This window comes from Pseudomonas sp. S31 (assembly GCF_016648105.1).
Taxonomy (GTDB): Bacteria; Pseudomonadota; Gammaproteobacteria; order Pseudomonadales; family Pseudomonadaceae; genus Aquipseudomonas.
In genome coordinates this window covers 51,654-67,483 of record NZ_JACVVE010000023.1, presented here as the reverse complement: position 1 = coordinate 67,483, position 15,830 = coordinate 51,654, and the positions used below count along the sequence as shown (strand labels likewise).

The window sequence follows — 15,830 nt, the reverse complement described above, 5'->3', positions numbered from 1 at the left end:
TAAAGACGAATGAGAAAGGAAATCCTGCGGGTTTATATGCAAGCAAATGTTTCAGAAAGCACAAGCCGGCAGGCGCGGGTCAGGCGCCATGCCGGCTTGGAGGAGGCGGGGTGATGATCAGGCGCTGGTCAGGGCGACAGCCGGTTGGCTTCGGCCCTGCTGGCGGGTGAGGTCGAGATACAGCGCCTGGCTGATTTCCGCGGCGCGTGCCGGCAGGACCGACAGCAAGGTGTCGCTGAGGCCATGGCTGTTTTCACAGAAGCCTTGCAGGTACACCGAGGCTTGCAGGTCGTCGCTGGCCAGCATGCGGTAGTTGCGGTCGACGCTGAAGTCTTCGAGATAACCGGCCAACGGCGCCAGCAGGTCGCGGTGCGAGCGGCGCTCGTAGCCGGTGGCGAGGATCACGGCATCGTAGCGGTGGGTCTGTTGCTGACCGGTGGCCAGGTCGCGCAGGGTCAGCTCGATGCCGTCGCGGGTCGCGACCACCGCTTCGACTTGGCGGCGGCAGAGCACGTTGTGGCGGAACTGGTGGGCCACTTTCTGGCGGTAGAGGATGCCGTAGATACGCTCGATCAGGTCGAGGTCGACCACCGAATAGTTGGTGTTGTGGTATTCACCGAGCAGCTTGCTGCGCTGGTCGGCCGGCTCGTTGTAGACCAGGTCGGTGTAGTCGGGCGAGAAGATCTCGTTGACGAAGGGGCTGTCGTCGGCCGGCTTGAGCGCCGAGCCGCGCAGGACCATGTCGACCTTCACCGAGGGGTAGCTGTCATTGAGGTCGATGAACGCCTCGGCGGCACTCTGGCCCGAGCCGATCACCGCGATGCGCATCGCCTTGCCCTCGTTGCAGGGCAGCTTCTTCAAGCTGCTGAGGTACTGGGAATGGTGGAACACCCGCGGATCGTCCTTGAACGCACCGAATTTCTCGGGAATCTTCGGTGTGCCGCCGCTGCCCACCACCACCGAGCGGGTGCGGCGGCTGTATTCGCGGCCTTGCTGGTCGCGCGAGACCAGGCGCAGGTGCTCGACGCGTCCGCCTTGCAGTTCCGGTTCGATGCGCAGCACTTCTTCGCCGTACACCGCCTGGCTGGCGAAGTGCTCGGCCGCCCAGCGCAGGTAGTCGTTGTACTCCAGCCGGCAAGGGTAGAAGGTGCCGAGGTTGATGAAGTCGGCCAGGCGCTGCTTCTGGTGCAGGTAGTTGACGAAGCTGTACGGGCTGGTGGGGTTGCGCAGCGAGACCAGGTCCTTGAGGAAGGAGATCTGCAGTTCGCTCTGGGTGGCCAGGGTCTCGCCGTGCCAGCGGTAATCCTTCTGCTTGTCGATGAACAGCGCGTCGAGTGCGTGGCCCTGGCTCTGGGCGAGTTCTTCCAGGGCGATGGCCAAGGCCAGGTTGGAAGGGCCGAAGCCCACGCCGATCAGATCTTTGATTGTTTCCGTGTTTGAGGACTGGCTCATGGCTGCGATTCCATAATGGTCGAATGTGGACGCCCGCCGGGGCTCCGGCTCCTGCGCAAGTACATTGGTTGGAACGAGCCAGGGGGTGGGGAATTTACCGGGGCGTTTTGCAGCGCTTTCGCCTATGCGGCTAAAGAAGTGCGTTGTCCGGCCGATAGGAGGGACAGGTCAAAATCCCCATGGACGCGCTTCAGGTAGGAAAAAATGGTAGGAATCAGTTCGGTCACGATCCACGCGGCGGCTACCCAGGCACAGGTCGCGAACACCGATGTGGCGGCCAGCGAAGGCGCCCAGGACAGCACAGAGACCGCCCAGGCGGGCACCTCGACCACCCAGGCCGCTGGCCAGGCGCAAGGTGCCGGTGGTGCTGGTGGCGCAGCGGGCAGCGGTGACAGCAGCAGCGAGAGCAGCGACTCGTCGGCTGTCAGCGAGTTGAAGGAGATGATCAAGGAGCTGCAGAAACAGCTGGCCGAGCAGCAGAAACAGTTGGCTGCACTGCAAGCCAAGAACATGGACGAGTCGGCCAAGGCCGCAGCAGTGAGCGCCAAGCAGGCCAGCATCGCCACGCTCAGTGGGCAGATCCAGGCGGCGACCGCGCAGTTGCTGCAATTGCTGACCGAAGAGGGTGGCAGCGCCACCGGCAGCATCGTCAGCACCCAGGCCTGAGGGTAATGCCGTTCACTCAAGAATGCCGGGGCCGCAGAGCGGCCCCCCAGGTCTGAGCCTTTCGGCTCAATCCGTGGCCAGGCGGGCCTTGTTCTGGCGGTCCGACTTGTACTGCATCGCCACGGCCGGTGCCGGCTTGGCCGCGCCGGTTTCCAGCCATTGGCGCATGCGGCTGGCATCGGCGAAGTGGGTGTACTTGCCGTAGGCGTCGAGGATCACCATGGCCACCGGGCGGTTGTCCATCCGGGTCAGCAGGACCAGGCAGTGGCCTGCTTCGTTGGTGAAGCCGGTCTTGGTCAGCTTGATGTCCCAGTTGCTCTTGTTCACCAGGTGGTCGGTATTGCGGAAGCCCAGGGTGTAGTTGGGCTTGCGGAATGCCACGGTCTTTTCGCGGGTGGTGGAAAGTTCGCTGAGCATCGGGTACTTGCGCGACGCCATCAGCAGCTTGGCCAGGTCACGGGCGGTGGAGACGTTCTGCGTCGACAGGCCGGTCGGCTCGACATAGTGCGTGTGCGTCATGCCCAGGGCGCGGGCCTTGGCGTTCATGGCCTTGATGAATGCCGGATAGCCGCCCGGGTAGTGGTTGGCCAGGGTGTTGGCGGCGCGGTTCTCCGAGGACATCAGGGTGATCAGCAGGGTTTCGTGGCGGTCGAGCTGGCTGCCCAGCCGTACCCGCGAATACACGCCTTTCATCTCGGGGTTGCCGGCGATGGTCATGGTCAGCATCTCGTCCATGGGCTGCTTGGCGTCCAGCACCACCATCGCCGTCATCAGCTTGGTCACCGAGGCAATGGGCACCACGCGGTCGGCGTGGCTCGAATACAGTTCCTGGTTGGTGTTCAGGTCGATCAGCAGGGCGCTGCCGGAAGCCAGGTGCAACTTGGGAGGGTCGTTCTTCACCTGGGATGGGGGTTGTGCAGCAGCGGTCGACGGGAGGGTCGCGGTACCTGTGAGCAACAGCAGCAGGCTGAGGATGGACAGGGATGTTTTCACGTTGAGGCTCACTAAAAGTTGGTATGTCGTTGGCTGTGCAAGGGTTTTCCCCCTCGAAACCGTTGCATTCTGGAGTATGGCTCAAGCGCTGTCGATTGCTCGTTTAGCGGCATCCAACTTATGAAAAAAGCTTCATGCTGGAACGGTTTTTCAGCCTCCGTTCGTCGGGGGGGGGCAAGGCCGAGCCTGCCAGGGCGGTGTCAGGGGGCCGCATAGCGGCCCCCTTGCGGCTTACCAGCGTGGCGGGCCGTAATACACCGGTGGCGGGCCGTAGTAGCGGTATGCCGGTGGCGGCGGGGCAGGTGCGTAGTAGGGCTGGTAGTACCCGGGAGGTGGCGGCGCCTGCACGTACACTGGCGCTGGTGGGTAATAGACGGGTTGCGGCTGGACATACACGGTACGGTCACGACCGCCATAGACCGCGGCGCCCACCACGGCGCCGACCACGGCCGCGCCGAGTACCGGGCCGGGCCCATGCCAGCCGCCACCGCCGCCATGGGCAGAGGCCTGCCCGCTGGCGGCCAGGGCGCCGACCAGCAGGGCGATTCCGGGGATAAGACGGTTCATAGGGATGTCCTCACAGATGACCCCGCACTGGGGCACTACTACTATGACTGCGTGGACGGTCAGCTGAGCATGGGGAAACGGTAAAGGTTGTGTAAGGACGACCAGTGGAGACCTCTGGTACCCTGCACAAACGTTTCAGTTGCAACCAAGGAGCAGTTCATGGCGACTACCCCAAGCAGAGACACTGTGCTGTGCATTTCCCTGGCGGGCCGGCCCGGTACGTTTGGCGTGCGCTTTCATAATCATCTCTACCAGCAGTTGGGCCTGGACTATTACTACAAGGCCATGACCACCGACGACCTGCCTGCAGCGGTGGCAGGTATCCGCGCATTGGGCATCCGCGGCTGTGGCGTGTCGATGCCGTACAAGGAAGCCTGCATGGCACTGGTGGACGAAATCGACCCATCGGCGGCAGCCATCGAGTCGGTCAATACCCTGGTCAACGACCAAGGCTGGCTAAAGGCCTACAACACCGATTACCTGGCAGTGCGCCAACTGCTCGAACAGCATCGGGTCGACCCGGATACCGCGTTTGCCCTGCGTGGCAGTGGTGGTATGGCCAAGGCCGTGGCCAGCGCGTTTCGCGATGCCGGTTTCGCCGAAGGCCTGATCGTCGCGCGTAATGAACAGGCCGGGCGGCAGTTGGCCGATATGTGCGGTTATCGCTGGGTCGACGACCTGGGCGACCTGTGTCCGCCGATGCTGGTCAACGTCACGCCGATCGGCATGGCTGGAGGGCCCGAGGCCGATCACCTGGCGTTTTCCGAGAATGCCATCGATGCTGCCGAGCGGGTATTCGACGTGGTCGCCATGCCGGCGCGCACACCCTTGATTCGGCGTGCCGAGGCACAAGGCAAGCCGGTGATTACCGGGCTCGACGTGATCGCCCTGCAGGCGCTGGAACAGTTCGTGCTGTATACCGGGGTGCGGCCGACGCGGGCGCAGGTGGATGCTGCGGTGGCGTACGCGCGGGCCTGACCGGCACTGTCGCCGGCTGGCCGGCGACAGGAGCCTGAACTACTAGGTCAGAAGGCCTTGTGCCCCTTGTCCAGCCGCTCGTCGACCAGCGCACGGCCATGGGCCATGGACACATGCTGGGCATTTTCAAGGCTGGAGAAGAACTTCATAGGCATCGGGATGCGCTTGCTGACATGCCCCTGAGGGTCGGTGATCAGGCAGCCGGCGGCATAGGGCAGGGGAGAATCGGGGTGGGGCATCACACTGGCGGTGATGGTGTGCTCGCGGTATTCACAGTGAAGAGATTCCATCGTCCTTACCTCGCTGTGGTTTGGAAGCTGTCATTTCCATATACCACAGCGAGGGGCCAGGAGTTCCCGGCCCGACGAATGCGCAAGACTTGCGGTCAGCCTTTGAGCTCGGCTGGCTGGATCACCTCGACCCAGTAGCCGTCCGGGTCCTTGACGAAGGCCAGGTGGTTCATGCGGCCATCTTGCAGGCGCTTCTGGAACGGCACGTCGAGGGCCTCGAAGCGTGCGCAGGCAACGCGCACGTCCGGCACCGAGATGCAGATGTGGCCGAAGCCGCGAGGGTCGGTGTTGCCATTGTGATAGGCGAACTCCGGGTCGTTCTCGGTACCGTGGTTATGGGTCAGTTCCAGTACGCCGGGGATCGACTTCATCCACTGGTGGCGCTCGGCGTCATCGGCAGGGATCTGCGCCGGGTCGACGAGGGCCAGGAAGTACAGGCTGAACGCGGCTTCCGGGAAGTCGCGCTTGTCCACCAGGCGGAAGCCCAGCACGCGGGTGTAGAAGTCCAGCGACTTCTCGATATCCTTGACCCGCAGCATGGTGTGGTTGAAGACGAATTGCGCGGTGGCGGTGTCCGGCTGCGCGGTGACGCCAGGCAGGGTTTGCAGATCGTGCAGGCTCATGGGTGCTCCATCAACGGGGGCCGAAGCGCGAGGCTCGGCGAAACAGACAGGCCGCCCATGATACGGCAGTGAAGTGATTGCGCAAATGAAAGCGCCCTGCTCGATGCGAGCAGGGCGCTGGAATTAGAGGCCCGCATGTGCGGGCGCGTGATGGGGTCGCTAGTCCTTTAGCTGTTTCGATACTGCCGTGATCCTTGTGAAAAAAGTGTGAAGTCTGCGTTGATGTTTCATCAGCGCACCCAACTTTCCACGGTGCTGGCGCCGTATTGTTCCTTCCAGGCCTTGAGGCCGCGGTGGTTGCCGCCCTTGGTCTCGATCAGCTCGCCGGTGTGCGGGTTTTCGTAAACCTTCACTACCCGTGGCCGGCGTTGTTGCTTGGCGGGCGCGGCGGACACTTTCGAAACCGCCTTGGGGTCGAGAATGGCGATGATGTCGCGCAGGCTCTTGTCATAGCTTTTCATCAGGCCGACTAGTTTCTGCTCGAATTCGATTTCGCGTTTCAGGCCGGAGTCCTTTTTCAGCGCCTCCAGTTGCGCGATCTGTTCCTGGAGCGCTTTTTCGGCAGCACGAAACTCTGCAAGTCTGGACACTGTAATCACTCCTGTCTGGCGTCCGTGGCATGGCGTGACGAACATTGGAGAGAATTAACGCCGGCCACGCGGGTGGGTAAGGCTGTTCGCTAAGCACGAGTGTAGTCCTTGAACTAAACTAGGTAAACCGCAACTTTTTATATATAACGCCGGAACTTTCCAAGTTTCTCGCGCGATCGTTAAAAGGCTTGCAAAGGTTTCCCAAGGTACCCGGCTGTTTCGCTAGACCAATGTCCAATGGTGCGTCCCAGAGCCGTTGCGGGATCATTTCAGATGATGGTCGGCTGTTCCCGATCCTGTCGTCTCGGCGCCGGCGAACCTTGCTGGCGCAGTGTTTTCTTGTCTTTTATCTGGACTTCTTTTGCATGTTTGCCCCTTTTCCACTCGTTCCAGGTCGCCGTGTTGCAGGCCTGTTGCTGTTGTGCGCCGGTGCCCAGGCCCAGGCCGGCGGCTTTATTGAAGACAGCAGCGCCAAGCTCGAGGCGCGCACGGTCTACTTCAACCGCGACTTCCGCGATGGTCACAGCAGTTCCAGCCAGGGGGCATCCAAGCGCGAAGAGGCAGCGCAAGGTTTCATTCTCAATGTGCAGTCCGGTTATACCCAAGGCCCGGTGGGCTTTGGCGTGGATGCGCTGGGCATGATCGGTTTCAAGCTCGATTCCAGCCCGGCCGACAGCAACAGCGGCCTGTTGCCGTCTTCGGGGCACGACCCGCGTGGCTCGGCCGACCAATATGCGAAGATGGGGCTGGCGGCCAAGGTCAAGGTGTCCGACACCGTCTTCAAGTACGGCTCGATGATGCCGGACGTGCCGCTGCTCAAGTACAACGACGGGCGTCTGTTGCCGACGATGTTCCACGGCGCCTGGCTCACCTCCGAGGAAGTGCACGACCTCAAGTTCACCTTGGCCCGTCTGAACCAGTACACCGCGCGCGATTCCACCGACCGCCAGGACATCCGCGTGCACTGCAAGAACAAGCGTTATGCCTGCGACATCGAGGCCGATCATTTCGACCTCGCCGGGCTCGACTACCGCTTCAACGACCGGGTCAGTGCCCAGTACCAGGTGGCCAAGCTCGAGAACATCTATCGCCAGCACTTCCTCGGCCTGGTCGCCACCCAGCCGCTGGCGGTGGGCAGCCTGTCGGCGGACCTGCGCGTCATCAAGAGCGATGACATCGGCAACGCCCGCGCCGGCAAGATCGATCATCGCGCCTTCAGCGGCATGCTCGGCTACAGCCTGGGCGGTCACAAGATCAGCGCCGGCTGGCAGCGCATGTATGGCCAGAGCGCCATGCCCTATCTCGATGGCAGCAACCCGTACCTGGTCAACTACGCCCAGGTCAACGATTTCGCCGCGGCCCAGGAGCGCTCGTGGCAGCTGCGCTACGACTACGATTTCAAGGCGCTCGGGGTGCCGGGGCTATCGTTCTTCACCCGCTACATCAACGGTGACCACATCAAGGTCCCGGGCAGCCCGGACCAGGGCAAGGAATGGGAACGCGACACTGAGCTCAAGTACCAGGTGCAAAGCGGTACCTTCAAGGATGTCAGCATACGCCTGCGCAACTCCACCTACCGCAGCAACTACGAGAAGTGGGCGCGGGACATGGACGAAAGCCGGGTGATCGTCAGCTACAACTTCTCGATCTTCTGAGGCGCTTTGCCAAACGCCTGCACTCGGCCGAGAATGGCCGGGGATTGGAGTAGGGCAAGATGATGAAAGATCTGTTGCTGATTGGCATCGGTCCAGGCGATCCACGCCAGGTCACCTACGAGGCGGTCGATGCGATGCGTCGCGCCTCGGTATTCTTCGTGCTCGACAAGGGGCAGGGCAAGGACGAACTGGTGCAGTTGCGCAAGGCGATTCTGGCCCGTTATCGCCCCGAAGGCGGCTACCGGCTGGTGCAGGTGGCCGACCCCAGGCGCGAAGCGGGGGCGCTCGATTATGTCGCGGCGGTGCGGCAATGGCATCGCCAGCGTGCGGCGCTCTATGCACGTCTGCTCGATGACCAGCTAGCGGCCGGCGAAGTCGGCGCCTTTCTGCTCTGGGGCGAGCCTGGGCTGTACGACAGCACGCTGCGCATACTCGACCTGGTCCGCCAGGGGGGCGCGTCCTTGCGCCTGGAGGTCATTCCGGGGATCAGCAGCGTGCAGGCCCTGGCGGCACGTCACCAGGTGCCACTGAACCGCATCGGCGAGCCGCTGACGGTGCTGCCGGGGCGGCGCCTGGCCGGGCATGGGCGGATCGACAACGTGGCGGTGATGCTCGACGGGCAGTGCGCGTTCGCCGAACTGGACGACCCAGGACTGGTGATCTACTGGGGCGCCTACCTGGGCACCGCGGACGAGGTGCTGATCACCGGACCGTTGCCGACGGTGAAGGCGCGGATTCTGCAGGTGCGTGAGCGGGAGCGGCGGCGCAAGGGGTGGATCATGGACAGCTATCTGTTGCGTCGGGAGCTGAAGTAGGAGCGGCGGTTCGCCGCTGCGATTTACCCGCGAAGCAGGCGCCGCCTCTCTCAGGCCGTACCCAGAATCGCCAACACCTTTTCGCGCAATTGATCGATGCTGAACGGCTTGCCGATCAGGTGCATCCCCTCGGGCACGTTGACCGTTTCGGCGTAGCCGCTGGCGAACAGGATCGGCAGCAGTGGGCGGATCTCGCGGGCTTTGCCGGCCAGCTCCTCGCCGCGCATGTCGGGCAGACCGACGTCGGTCATCAGCAGGGCCAGTTGCTGGGTGGGGTCTTGCAACACGCCCAGGGCGACGCTGGCGTTTTCCGCTTCGATGGCCTTGTAGCCCAATTCGTCGAGTACCTCGACCATCAGCATGCGGACGATGTCGTCGTCTTCGACAACCAGAAGGTGCTGCATGGTTCGATCCTGTACAGAAATGAATGTCTTTCTTCTGTGCGCCGGAGCACGGCAGAAGTTCCGTCAGGATACAGATCGTCGTAATCCGATGGAACGATTGGCGCATGCCCGCTTCAAATACTGGCTAAATGCCCTGCCGAAGCCGGCAAAGTCTGGTTAGACTCGCAATAGGCCAAGCAGCAGTGGCATACAACAACAGGCACTGTCAGCCATATCGATCAATGGATTTTTTTCGCTCGGGCGTTACTACATGATTCAAGCAGCCTCGATGGATCAACAGAGCTTTCGCAAGCTGTTGAGCCGAAACATTGGCTTGCCCTTGGGAGTGGGCTTGCTGGGAGCCGTGGCATTCGTCGCGGTCGTTTATTACCTGCTGTCGGCCATGCAATGGGTTGAGCACACCGATCGAGTGATCGGTAACGCCAACGAAACCGTGAAGCTGTCGATCGACATGGAAACCGGCATGCGCGGTTTTCTCATCACCGGCGATGAACGCTTCCTCGACCCCTACGAGGTGGCCAAGCCGCGCATCTTGAGCAGCCTGAACAGCCTGCGGGCGATGGTCGAAGACAACCCCCCGCAGGTCGATCGCATCGACCGGCTGATCGGCTTGCAGCGAGCGTGGAACGACTTCGGTAGTGAGATGATCAAGCTGCGCCGCAGCCAGGGCGATTACCAGGCATTGATCGGCAATGGCCGGGGCAAGCGCATCACCGACGAAATCCGCAAGGAGTTCGACGATTTCGTGGCGGCCGAGCAACAGTTGCGCACCTCGCGCAACGATAACGTCAGTTCGGTCACGACTCTGATCATCTCCGCGTTCGTGTTGTTCATCGTTGGGCTCACCGCATTGCTGGCTTATCTTGGTCGCCGTGACCTGCTGGCCTTGTCCAACAGTTACGTCGACAACCTGCAGGCTCAGCAACGCGCCGCCGAGCGTCTGGAGCACCAGGCCTGGCTGCGCAACGGCCAGACCCAGTTGGCGCAACAGGTCTTGGGGCAACTGACCTTGCCGATGCTTGGCGACAATATCCTGCGCTTTTTCGCCGGCTACCTGGGCAGCGTGGTCGGCGCGTTCTACGTGCGCGACGAGCATGGCCGCCTGGTGCGGGTCGCCAGTTATGGCCTCGATGCAAAGGAGCAGGCGCGCGAGCAGGTGCTCGCTGAGCATCACGGCCTGCTGGCCCAGGTGGTACGCCAGGGGCGGGTGATCAGCCTGGATGGCTTGCCAGAGAATTTCTATCCGATCAGTTCGGGGCTGGGCAGTGGCTTGCCGCGCAGCGCATTGCTGGTCCCGGCTGCTCATGACGAACAGGTCAACGGTGTGGTCGAGCTGGGCTTCCTGCGACCGTTGGCGGAGCGCGATGGCGAGCTGCTCGAGCGGATCGCCGAGAACCTGGGCATTTCCATCGAAACTGCGCGCTATCGCCAACGCCTGCAAGAGGTGCTGGCCGAGACCCAGCAGCTCAACGAAGAACTGCAGGTGCAGCAGGAGGAGCTCAAGACCGCCAACGAGGAACTGGAGGAGCAGTCCCGCGTGCTCAAGGAGTCCCAGGCACACCTGGAGACCCAGCAGGCGGAATTGGAGCAGACCAACGAACAGCTGGCCGAGCGCACCGATGCCCTGGACCGCAAGAATGGCGAACTGAGCCAGGCCCAGGAAGAACTGCAGGCTCGCGCCGACGACCTGCAGCGCTCGAGCAAGTACAAGTCGGAATTCCTCGCCAACATGTCCCACGAGTTGCGCACGCCGCTCAACAGCTCGCTGATCCTGGCCAAGTTGCTGGCCGAGAACGGCGAGGGCAACCTCAGTGACGAGCAGGTCAAGTTCGCCGAATCGATCTACTCGGCCGGCAACGACCTGCTCAACCTGATCAACGACATCCTCGACATTGCCAAGGTCGAGGCCGGCAAACTTGAAGTGCGCCCCGAGACCACCCAGCTCGAGCGCCTGGTCGAGGGCCTGCGGGGCATGTTCCTGCCGCTGGCCGAGCAAAAGGGGCTGGCCTTCGAACTCAAGGTCGAGCGCCAGGTGCCCGCCACTTTGTTCACTGACCGCCAGCGCCTGGAGCAGATCCTCAAGAACCTGCTGTCCAACGCCATCAAGTTCACCGAGCGTGGCCAGGTCAGCCTGTCGATCAGCTTCGATCCCGCCAGCGGTATCGTGTTCGCGGTGCGCGACAGTGGCATCGGCATCGCCGCCGACCAGCAGCAGGCGATCTTTGGCGCCTTCCACCAGGTCGACGGCACCAGCAACCGCCGTTATGGCGGCACTGGCCTGGGCTTGTCGATTTCCCGCGATCTGGCCCACCTGCTCGGCGGGCAGATCAGCGTGCAGAGCGTACCTGGCCAGGGCAGCGTGTTCAGCCTGGTGCTGCCTGAGCGCTACGAGGCCCAGGACGAGGAAGTCGAAGCACTCAGCCTGCGCCCGGCCGTCGACAGCCTGCCGCCGCCGCCCCAGGCCGCACCGGCGCTGCCGGCGCGCCTGGCCCCGGCGTTCGACGACGACCGCGACCGCGCGCCGTTCGGCAATCGCTGCATCCTGGTGATCGAGGACGAGCCGAACTTCGCCCGCATCCTCTACGACCTGGCTCATGAACTGGGCTACAGCTGCCTGGTGGCGCAAGGCGCCGACGAAGGTTTCGCGCTCGCCGCGCAGTTCGTCCCCGACGCTATCCTGCTCGACATGCGCCTACCCGACCATTCCGGGCTCACCGTGCTGCAGCGCCTCAAGGAGCAGGCGGGCACCCGGCACATCCCGGTGCACATCATTTCGGTGGAGGACCGGGTCGAGGCTGCCATGCACATGGGCGCCGTCGGTTATGCGGTGAAGCCCACCAGCCGCGAAGAGCTCAAGGAAGTGTTCGCGCGCCTGGAGGCCAAACTCACCCAGAAGCTCAAGCGCATACTGCTGGTGGAGGACGATGACCTGCAACGCGAAAGCATCGCCCGCCTGATCGGCGACGACGATGTCGAGATCACGGCGGTGGCCCTGGCTCAGGATGCCCTGGCGCTGTTGCGCGAGAACATCTACGACTGCATGATCATCGACCTGAAGCTGCCCGACATGCTCGGCAACGAGCTGCTCAAGCGCATGACCGCCGAGGACATCCGCTCGTTCCCGCCAGTGATCGTCTACACCGGGCGCAATCTCACCCGCGAGGAGGAAGCCGACCTGCTCAAGTACTCGCGCTCGATCATCATCAAGGGCGCGCGCTCGCCCGAGCGACTGCTGGACGAAGTCACGCTGTTCCTGCACAAGGTCGAGTCGCAGCTGTCGCACGAGCGCCAGCGCATGCTCAAGACCGCACGCAGCCGCGACAAGGTCTTCGAAGGGCGGCGCATCCTGCTGGTCGACGACGATGTGCGCAACATCTTCGCCCTGACCAGCGCCCTGGAGCACAAGGGCGCGATCGTCGAGATCGGTCGTAACGGCCGCGAGGCCATCGAGCGCCTCGAGCAGCACGAAGACATCGACCTGGTGCTGATGGACGTGATGATGCCCGAGATGGACGGTTTCGAGGCTACCCGCCTGATCCGACAGCAACCACGCTGGCGCAAGTTGCCGATCATCGCCGTGACCGCCAAGGCGATGAAGGACGACCAGCACCGCTGCCTGCAAGCGGGCGCCAATGACTACCTGGCCAAACCGATCGACCTGGACCGCCTGTTCTCGTTGATTCGTGTCTGGCTGCCGCAACTGGAGCGAATTTGACTAGCGAACGCAACACCGACATCGAGATCCGGCTGCTGATCGAGGCGATCTACCTCAAGTACAGCTACGATTTTCGCAACTACTCCGGCGCTTCGATCAAGCGCCGGATCGCCCACGCCGTGCGCCAGTTCGATTGCCGCACGGTCTCGGCGCTGCAGGAGCGGGTGTTGCACGACCCCGGCATGTTCATGCAGCTGCTGCAGTACCTGACGATCCCGGTCAGCGAGATGTTCCGCGACCCCAGCCACTTCCTCGCGCTGCGCAACGAAGTGGTGCCGTTGCTGCGCACCTGGCCGTCGATCAAGGTCTGGATCGCAGGTTGCAGCACCGGCGAGGAGGTCTACTCGATGGCCATCCTGCTGCGTGAAGAAGGCCTGCTCGAACGCACCATCATCTACGCCACCGACATCAACCCCAGTTCGCTGGACAAGGCCAAGCAAGGCATCTATTCGATGCAGAGCATGCACGAATACGCCGAGAACTATCGCCTGGCGGGTGGGCGGCGCGACTTCGCCGAGTACTACACCGCCGCCTACGGCAGCGCCATCATGGACAGCAGCCTGCGCGACAACGTGACCTTCGCCGACCACAGCCTGGCCACCGACAGCGTGTTTTCCGAAACCCAGCTGGTGTCTTGCCGCAACGTGCTCATCTACTTCGACAAGGCGCTGCAGGACCGCGCCCTGGGTCTGTTCCACGAGTCGCTGTGCCATCGTGGTTTCCTCGTCCTCGGTAGCAAGGAGTCGCTGGACTTCTCGGCGTACCATGATCGCTTCGAGCCGCTGGTCAAGCCCGAACGGATCTTCCGCAAGTCATGAAGGGTGTACGTGCGGTGGTCATCGGCGCCTCGGCGGGCGGCGTCGCGGCGCTGTTCAAGGTGCTGGGCAGCTTGCCCGGCGGGCTCGCCTTGCCGGTGGTGTGCGTGCTGCACTTGCCTGACGACCGGCACAGCCAGCTCGCCGAGGTGCTGCAGCGGCGCCTGCGCCGGCCGGTGCGCGAGGCCCGCGACAAGGAACCCCTGTCGCCAGGTTTGATCTATGTGGCAGGCCCGGGCTATCACGTGTCGGTGGAACACGACCTGACCTTTTCATTGAGCCAGGAGGACCCCGTGCATTTCTCCCGACCGGCCATCGACTTTCTCTTCACCTCGGCGGCCGATGCCTATGGCGACGGGCTGCTAGGCGTGTTGCTCACCGGTGCCAACGAGGATGGCGCCGAGGGCCTTGCCTACGTTCACAAAAGCGGGGGCCGGACCGTGGTCCAGGACCCCCGCGACGCACAGGTTTCGCTGATGCCGGAGGCCGCCTTGGCCCTGCACCGGCCCGACCTGATCCTGACCCTTAGCGGAATCGAGCGATTGCTCTCGACCCTGGAATCCAGCGCATGCCAAGCCACATCATCGCCAAACTGCTGATCGTCGACGACCTGCCGGAGAACCTGCTGGCCCTCGCCGCCCTGATCCACGGCGACGACCGCGAGGTACACCAGGCGCAGTCGGCCGAGCAGGCCCTGTCGCTGCTGCTCGAGCATGAATTCGCCCTGGCCATCCTCGACGTACAGATGCCAGGCATGAACGGCTTCGAGCTGGCCGAACTCATGCGTGGCACGGAAAAGACCCGGCACATCCCCATCGTCTTCGTCACCGCCGCCGGGCGTGAAATGAACTACGCGTTCAAGGGCTACGAAAGCGGCGCGGTGGACTTCCTGCACAAACCGCTGGAAACCCTGGCGGTCAAGAGCAAGGTCACCGTGTTCGTCGAGCTGTACCGCCAGCGCAAGGCCCTGGATCGCCAGTTGCAGGCGCTGGAACAGAGCCGCCAGGAGCAGGAGCAGTTGCTCGTCCAGTTGCAGGTGGCACGTTGCGAACTGGAACATGCGGTGCGCATGCGCGACGATTTCATGTCGATCGTCTCCCACGAAGTGCGCACGCCACTGAACGGCCTGATCCTGGAAACCCAGTTGCGCAAGATGCACCTGGCGCGGGGCAACTTCGACGCCTTCAGCGAGGACAAGCTGCATGCCATGGTCGAGCGTGACGAGCGACAGATCAACAGCCTGATCCGCCTGATCGAAGACATGCTCGACGTCTCGCGCATCCGCACCGGCAAGCTGTCGATACGGCCCAAGGCCTTCGACCTGGCGCAGCTGGCGCGCAGCCTGGTGGAAAACTTCGCGGCCCAGGCCACGGCCCTGGAAACCCATATAGAATTGCACCCTTGCGAGCCTGTGCTCGGCGAGTGGGATGAATTCCGCATCGAGCAGGTGCTGGCCAATCTGTTGTCCAATGCCTTGCGCTACGGCGAACGCAAGCCGATCCACGTGCGGGTGTTCGAACGCGACGCCATGGCCTGGGTGCAGGTGCAGGACCAGGGCATCGGCATCAGCTCGGCAAACCAGCAACGTATCTTCCAGCAGTTCGAGCGGGTTTCGGCGCAGCAGGCCAGTGGTGGCCTGGGGTTGGGGTTGTATATCTCCGAGCAGATCGTCCAGGCCCATGGTGGTTGCATTCGGGTCGACAGCGCGGAAGGCGAGGGCGCCACGTTCAGCATCCAGCTGCCGTTGGCGGGTAGGACCGAACAAAACGACCAGCTGCGGGCAACCTCTGCCTGAGGCTGGGGTCAGATGGCCAACTTCAAGATTTTCAAGGCGTTATCATGAGTGAAGATGCACAAGACGTGGTGCTGGTGGTCGAGGATGAACCGGCCATTCGCATGATCCTGCGGGACTACCTGGCAGGCGAGGGCTACCACGTGCTGGTGGCCGAAGACGGTGAACAGGCGTTCGCGATTCTGGCCAGCAAGCCGCACCTGGACCTGATGGTCACCGACTTCCGCCTGCCGGGTGGCATTTCCGGGGTGGAGATCGCCGAGCCCGCGGTGAAGCTGAGGCCTGACCTGAAGGTGATCTTCATCAGTGGCTACCCGGCCGAGATCCTCGAGTCCGGCAGCCCCATCGCGCGCAAGGCGCCGATCCTGGCCAAGCCATTCGATCTCGATACCCTGCACGAGCAGATCCAGGCATTGCTACGTTGAACCTGTAGGAGTGGCTTCAGCCGCGAACACCGGCGTCGCCGGTGCCAGGC

General features: G+C 63.0%; 16 protein-coding genes. 9 read left to right on the top strand and 7 right to left on the bottom strand.

All coding sequences use genetic code 11. From position 1 onward, the window contains the following. Positions 1-117 precede the first annotated feature (117 nt). Positions 118-1,452, bottom strand: coding sequence for a lysine N(6)-hydroxylase/L-ornithine N(5)-oxygenase family protein (locus tag IAE37_RS17380; RefSeq protein ID WP_201175525.1), 1,335 nt, complete (start codon positions 1,450-1,452; stop codon positions 118-120). Between the two features lie 204 nt (positions 1,453-1,656). Here IAE37_RS17380 and IAE37_RS17375 point away from each other — a divergent pair, with 204 nt between their 5' ends. Continuing rightward, on the top strand, positions 1,657-2,118 hold the full coding sequence (locus tag IAE37_RS17375) for a hypothetical protein (protein WP_201175523.1): 462 nt from the start codon (positions 1,657-1,659) through the stop codon (positions 2,116-2,118). 66 nt (positions 2,119-2,184) lie between these two features. On the opposite strand, the gene pbpG is transcribed toward IAE37_RS17375, so the two are convergent. Together pbpG and IAE37_RS17365 are read right to left on the bottom strand one after the other, a co-directional pair. Further along, positions 2,185-3,111 (bottom strand): D-alanyl-D-alanine endopeptidase, encoded by a 927-nt coding sequence (gene pbpG / locus IAE37_RS17370; protein ID WP_201175521.1) that lies wholly within the window; start codon positions 3,109-3,111, stop codon positions 2,185-2,187. 231 nt (positions 3,112-3,342) lie between these two features. Continuing rightward, positions 3,343-3,678, bottom strand: a complete 336-nt coding sequence (locus IAE37_RS17365; RefSeq protein WP_201175519.1) for a hypothetical protein — start codon at positions 3,676-3,678, stop codon at positions 3,343-3,345. Between the two features lie 159 nt (positions 3,679-3,837). Between IAE37_RS17365 and IAE37_RS17360 the strand changes: the two genes are divergently transcribed. Beyond that, on the top strand, positions 3,838-4,656 hold the full coding sequence (locus IAE37_RS17360; RefSeq protein ID WP_201175517.1) for a shikimate 5-dehydrogenase: 819 nt from the start codon (positions 3,838-3,840) through the stop codon (positions 4,654-4,656). Positions 4,657-4,703: 47 nt separating this feature from the next. Here IAE37_RS17360 and IAE37_RS17355 read toward each other — a convergent pair whose 3' ends face one another. From IAE37_RS17355 to IAE37_RS17345, 3 genes are all read right to left on the bottom strand, one after another. Then, complete coding sequence (locus tag IAE37_RS17355) at positions 4,704-4,946, bottom strand: hypothetical protein (RefSeq protein WP_201175514.1); 243 nt, start codon at positions 4,944-4,946, stop codon at positions 4,704-4,706. Positions 4,947-5,041: 95 nt separating this feature from the next. Further along, positions 5,042-5,569: a lactoylglutathione lyase gene (gene gloA / locus IAE37_RS17350; protein WP_201175512.1), complete on the bottom strand. Its 528-nt coding sequence runs from the start codon at positions 5,567-5,569 to the stop codon at positions 5,042-5,044. 230 nt (positions 5,570-5,799) lie between these two features. After that, on the bottom strand, positions 5,800-6,159 hold the full coding sequence (locus IAE37_RS17345) for a histone-like nucleoid-structuring protein, MvaT/MvaU family (RefSeq protein WP_136914254.1): 360 nt from the start codon (positions 6,157-6,159) through the stop codon (positions 5,800-5,802). 365 nt (positions 6,160-6,524) lie between these two features. Between IAE37_RS17345 and IAE37_RS17340 the strand changes: the two genes are divergently transcribed. Both IAE37_RS17340 and cobF read left to right on the top strand, forming a co-directional pair. Continuing rightward, positions 6,525-7,814: an OprD family porin gene (locus tag IAE37_RS17340; RefSeq protein ID WP_201175511.1), complete on the top strand. Its 1,290-nt coding sequence runs from the start codon at positions 6,525-6,527 to the stop codon at positions 7,812-7,814. 62 nt (positions 7,815-7,876) lie between these two features. Beyond that, on the top strand, positions 7,877-8,629 hold the full coding sequence (cobF, locus tag IAE37_RS17335) for a precorrin-6A synthase (deacetylating) (RefSeq protein ID WP_201175587.1): 753 nt from the start codon (positions 7,877-7,879) through the stop codon (positions 8,627-8,629). Positions 8,630-8,679: 50 nt separating this feature from the next. Here cobF and IAE37_RS17330 read toward each other — a convergent pair whose 3' ends face one another. Continuing rightward, positions 8,680-9,033 carry a response regulator gene (locus tag IAE37_RS17330; RefSeq protein ID WP_201175510.1) on the bottom strand — a complete coding sequence of 118 codons (354 nt, stop codon included), beginning with the start codon at positions 9,031-9,033 and terminating at the stop codon, positions 8,680-8,682. A gap of 250 nt (positions 9,034-9,283) precedes the next feature. Here IAE37_RS17330 and IAE37_RS17325 point away from each other — a divergent pair, with 250 nt between their 5' ends. Genes IAE37_RS17325 through IAE37_RS17305 form a run of 5 tightly spaced genes read left to right on the top strand, consistent with a single transcriptional unit; the run spans position 9,284 to position 15,780 of the window. Next, positions 9,284-12,748 (top strand): response regulator, encoded by a 3,465-nt coding sequence (locus IAE37_RS17325; protein WP_201175509.1) that lies wholly within the window; start codon positions 9,284-9,286, stop codon positions 12,746-12,748. Continuing rightward, on the top strand, positions 12,745-13,566 hold the full coding sequence (locus IAE37_RS17320) for a CheR family methyltransferase (RefSeq protein ID WP_201175508.1): 822 nt from the start codon (positions 12,745-12,747) through the stop codon (positions 13,564-13,566). The genes IAE37_RS17325 and IAE37_RS17320 overlap by 4 nt, the downstream gene beginning before the upstream one ends. Beyond that, positions 13,563-14,162, top strand: a complete 600-nt coding sequence (locus IAE37_RS17315; RefSeq protein WP_201175507.1) for a chemotaxis protein CheB — start codon at positions 13,563-13,565, stop codon at positions 14,160-14,162. The genes IAE37_RS17320 and IAE37_RS17315 overlap by 4 nt, the downstream gene beginning before the upstream one ends. After that, positions 14,132-15,358 (top strand): hybrid sensor histidine kinase/response regulator, encoded by a 1,227-nt coding sequence (locus IAE37_RS17310; protein WP_201175506.1) that lies wholly within the window; start codon positions 14,132-14,134, stop codon positions 15,356-15,358. Before IAE37_RS17315 ends, IAE37_RS17310 begins: the two co-directional genes overlap by 31 nt. A gap of 44 nt (positions 15,359-15,402) precedes the next feature. Beyond that, positions 15,403-15,780 carry a response regulator gene (locus IAE37_RS17305; RefSeq protein ID WP_023629509.1) on the top strand — a complete coding sequence of 126 codons (378 nt, stop codon included), beginning with the start codon at positions 15,403-15,405 and terminating at the stop codon, positions 15,778-15,780. Positions 15,781-15,830: the final 50 nt, after the last annotated feature.

Excerpts from the sequence above, each read along its gene's own strand:
- IAE37_RS17305 (WP_023629509.1), top strand. The coding sequence starts at position 15,403 with ATGAGTGAAGATGCACAAGACGTGGTGCTGGTGGTCGAGGATGAACCG.
- cobF (WP_201175587.1), top strand. The coding sequence starts at position 7,877 with ATGAAAGATCTGTTGCTGATTGGCATCGGTCCAGGCGATCCACGCCAG.
- IAE37_RS17325 (WP_201175509.1), top strand. The coding sequence starts at position 9,284 with ATGATTCAAGCAGCCTCGATGGATCAACAGAGCTTTCGCAAGCTGTTG.
- IAE37_RS17375 (WP_201175523.1), top strand. The coding sequence starts at position 1,657 with ATGGTAGGAATCAGTTCGGTCACGATCCACGCGGCGGCTACCCAGGCA.
- IAE37_RS17315 (WP_201175507.1), top strand. The coding sequence starts at position 13,563 with ATGAAGGGTGTACGTGCGGTGGTCATCGGCGCCTCGGCGGGCGGCGTC.
- IAE37_RS17380 (WP_201175525.1), bottom strand. The coding sequence starts at position 1,452 with ATGAGCCAGTCCTCAAACACGGAAACAATCAAAGATCTGATCGGCGTG.
- IAE37_RS17355 (WP_201175514.1), bottom strand. The coding sequence starts at position 4,946 with ATGGAATCTCTTCACTGTGAATACCGCGAGCACACCATCACCGCCAGT.
- gloA (WP_201175512.1), bottom strand. The coding sequence starts at position 5,569 with ATGAGCCTGCACGATCTGCAAACCCTGCCTGGCGTCACCGCGCAGCCG.
- IAE37_RS17360 (WP_201175517.1), top strand. The coding sequence starts at position 3,838 with ATGGCGACTACCCCAAGCAGAGACACTGTGCTGTGCATTTCCCTGGCG.
- IAE37_RS17365 (WP_201175519.1), bottom strand. The coding sequence starts at position 3,678 with ATGAACCGTCTTATCCCCGGAATCGCCCTGCTGGTCGGCGCCCTGGCC.
- IAE37_RS17340 (WP_201175511.1), top strand. The coding sequence starts at position 6,525 with ATGTTTGCCCCTTTTCCACTCGTTCCAGGTCGCCGTGTTGCAGGCCTG.
- IAE37_RS17310 (WP_201175506.1), top strand. The coding sequence starts at position 14,132 with ATGCCAAGCCACATCATCGCCAAACTGCTGATCGTCGACGACCTGCCG.
- IAE37_RS17330 (WP_201175510.1), bottom strand. The coding sequence starts at position 9,033 with ATGCAGCACCTTCTGGTTGTCGAAGACGACGACATCGTCCGCATGCTG.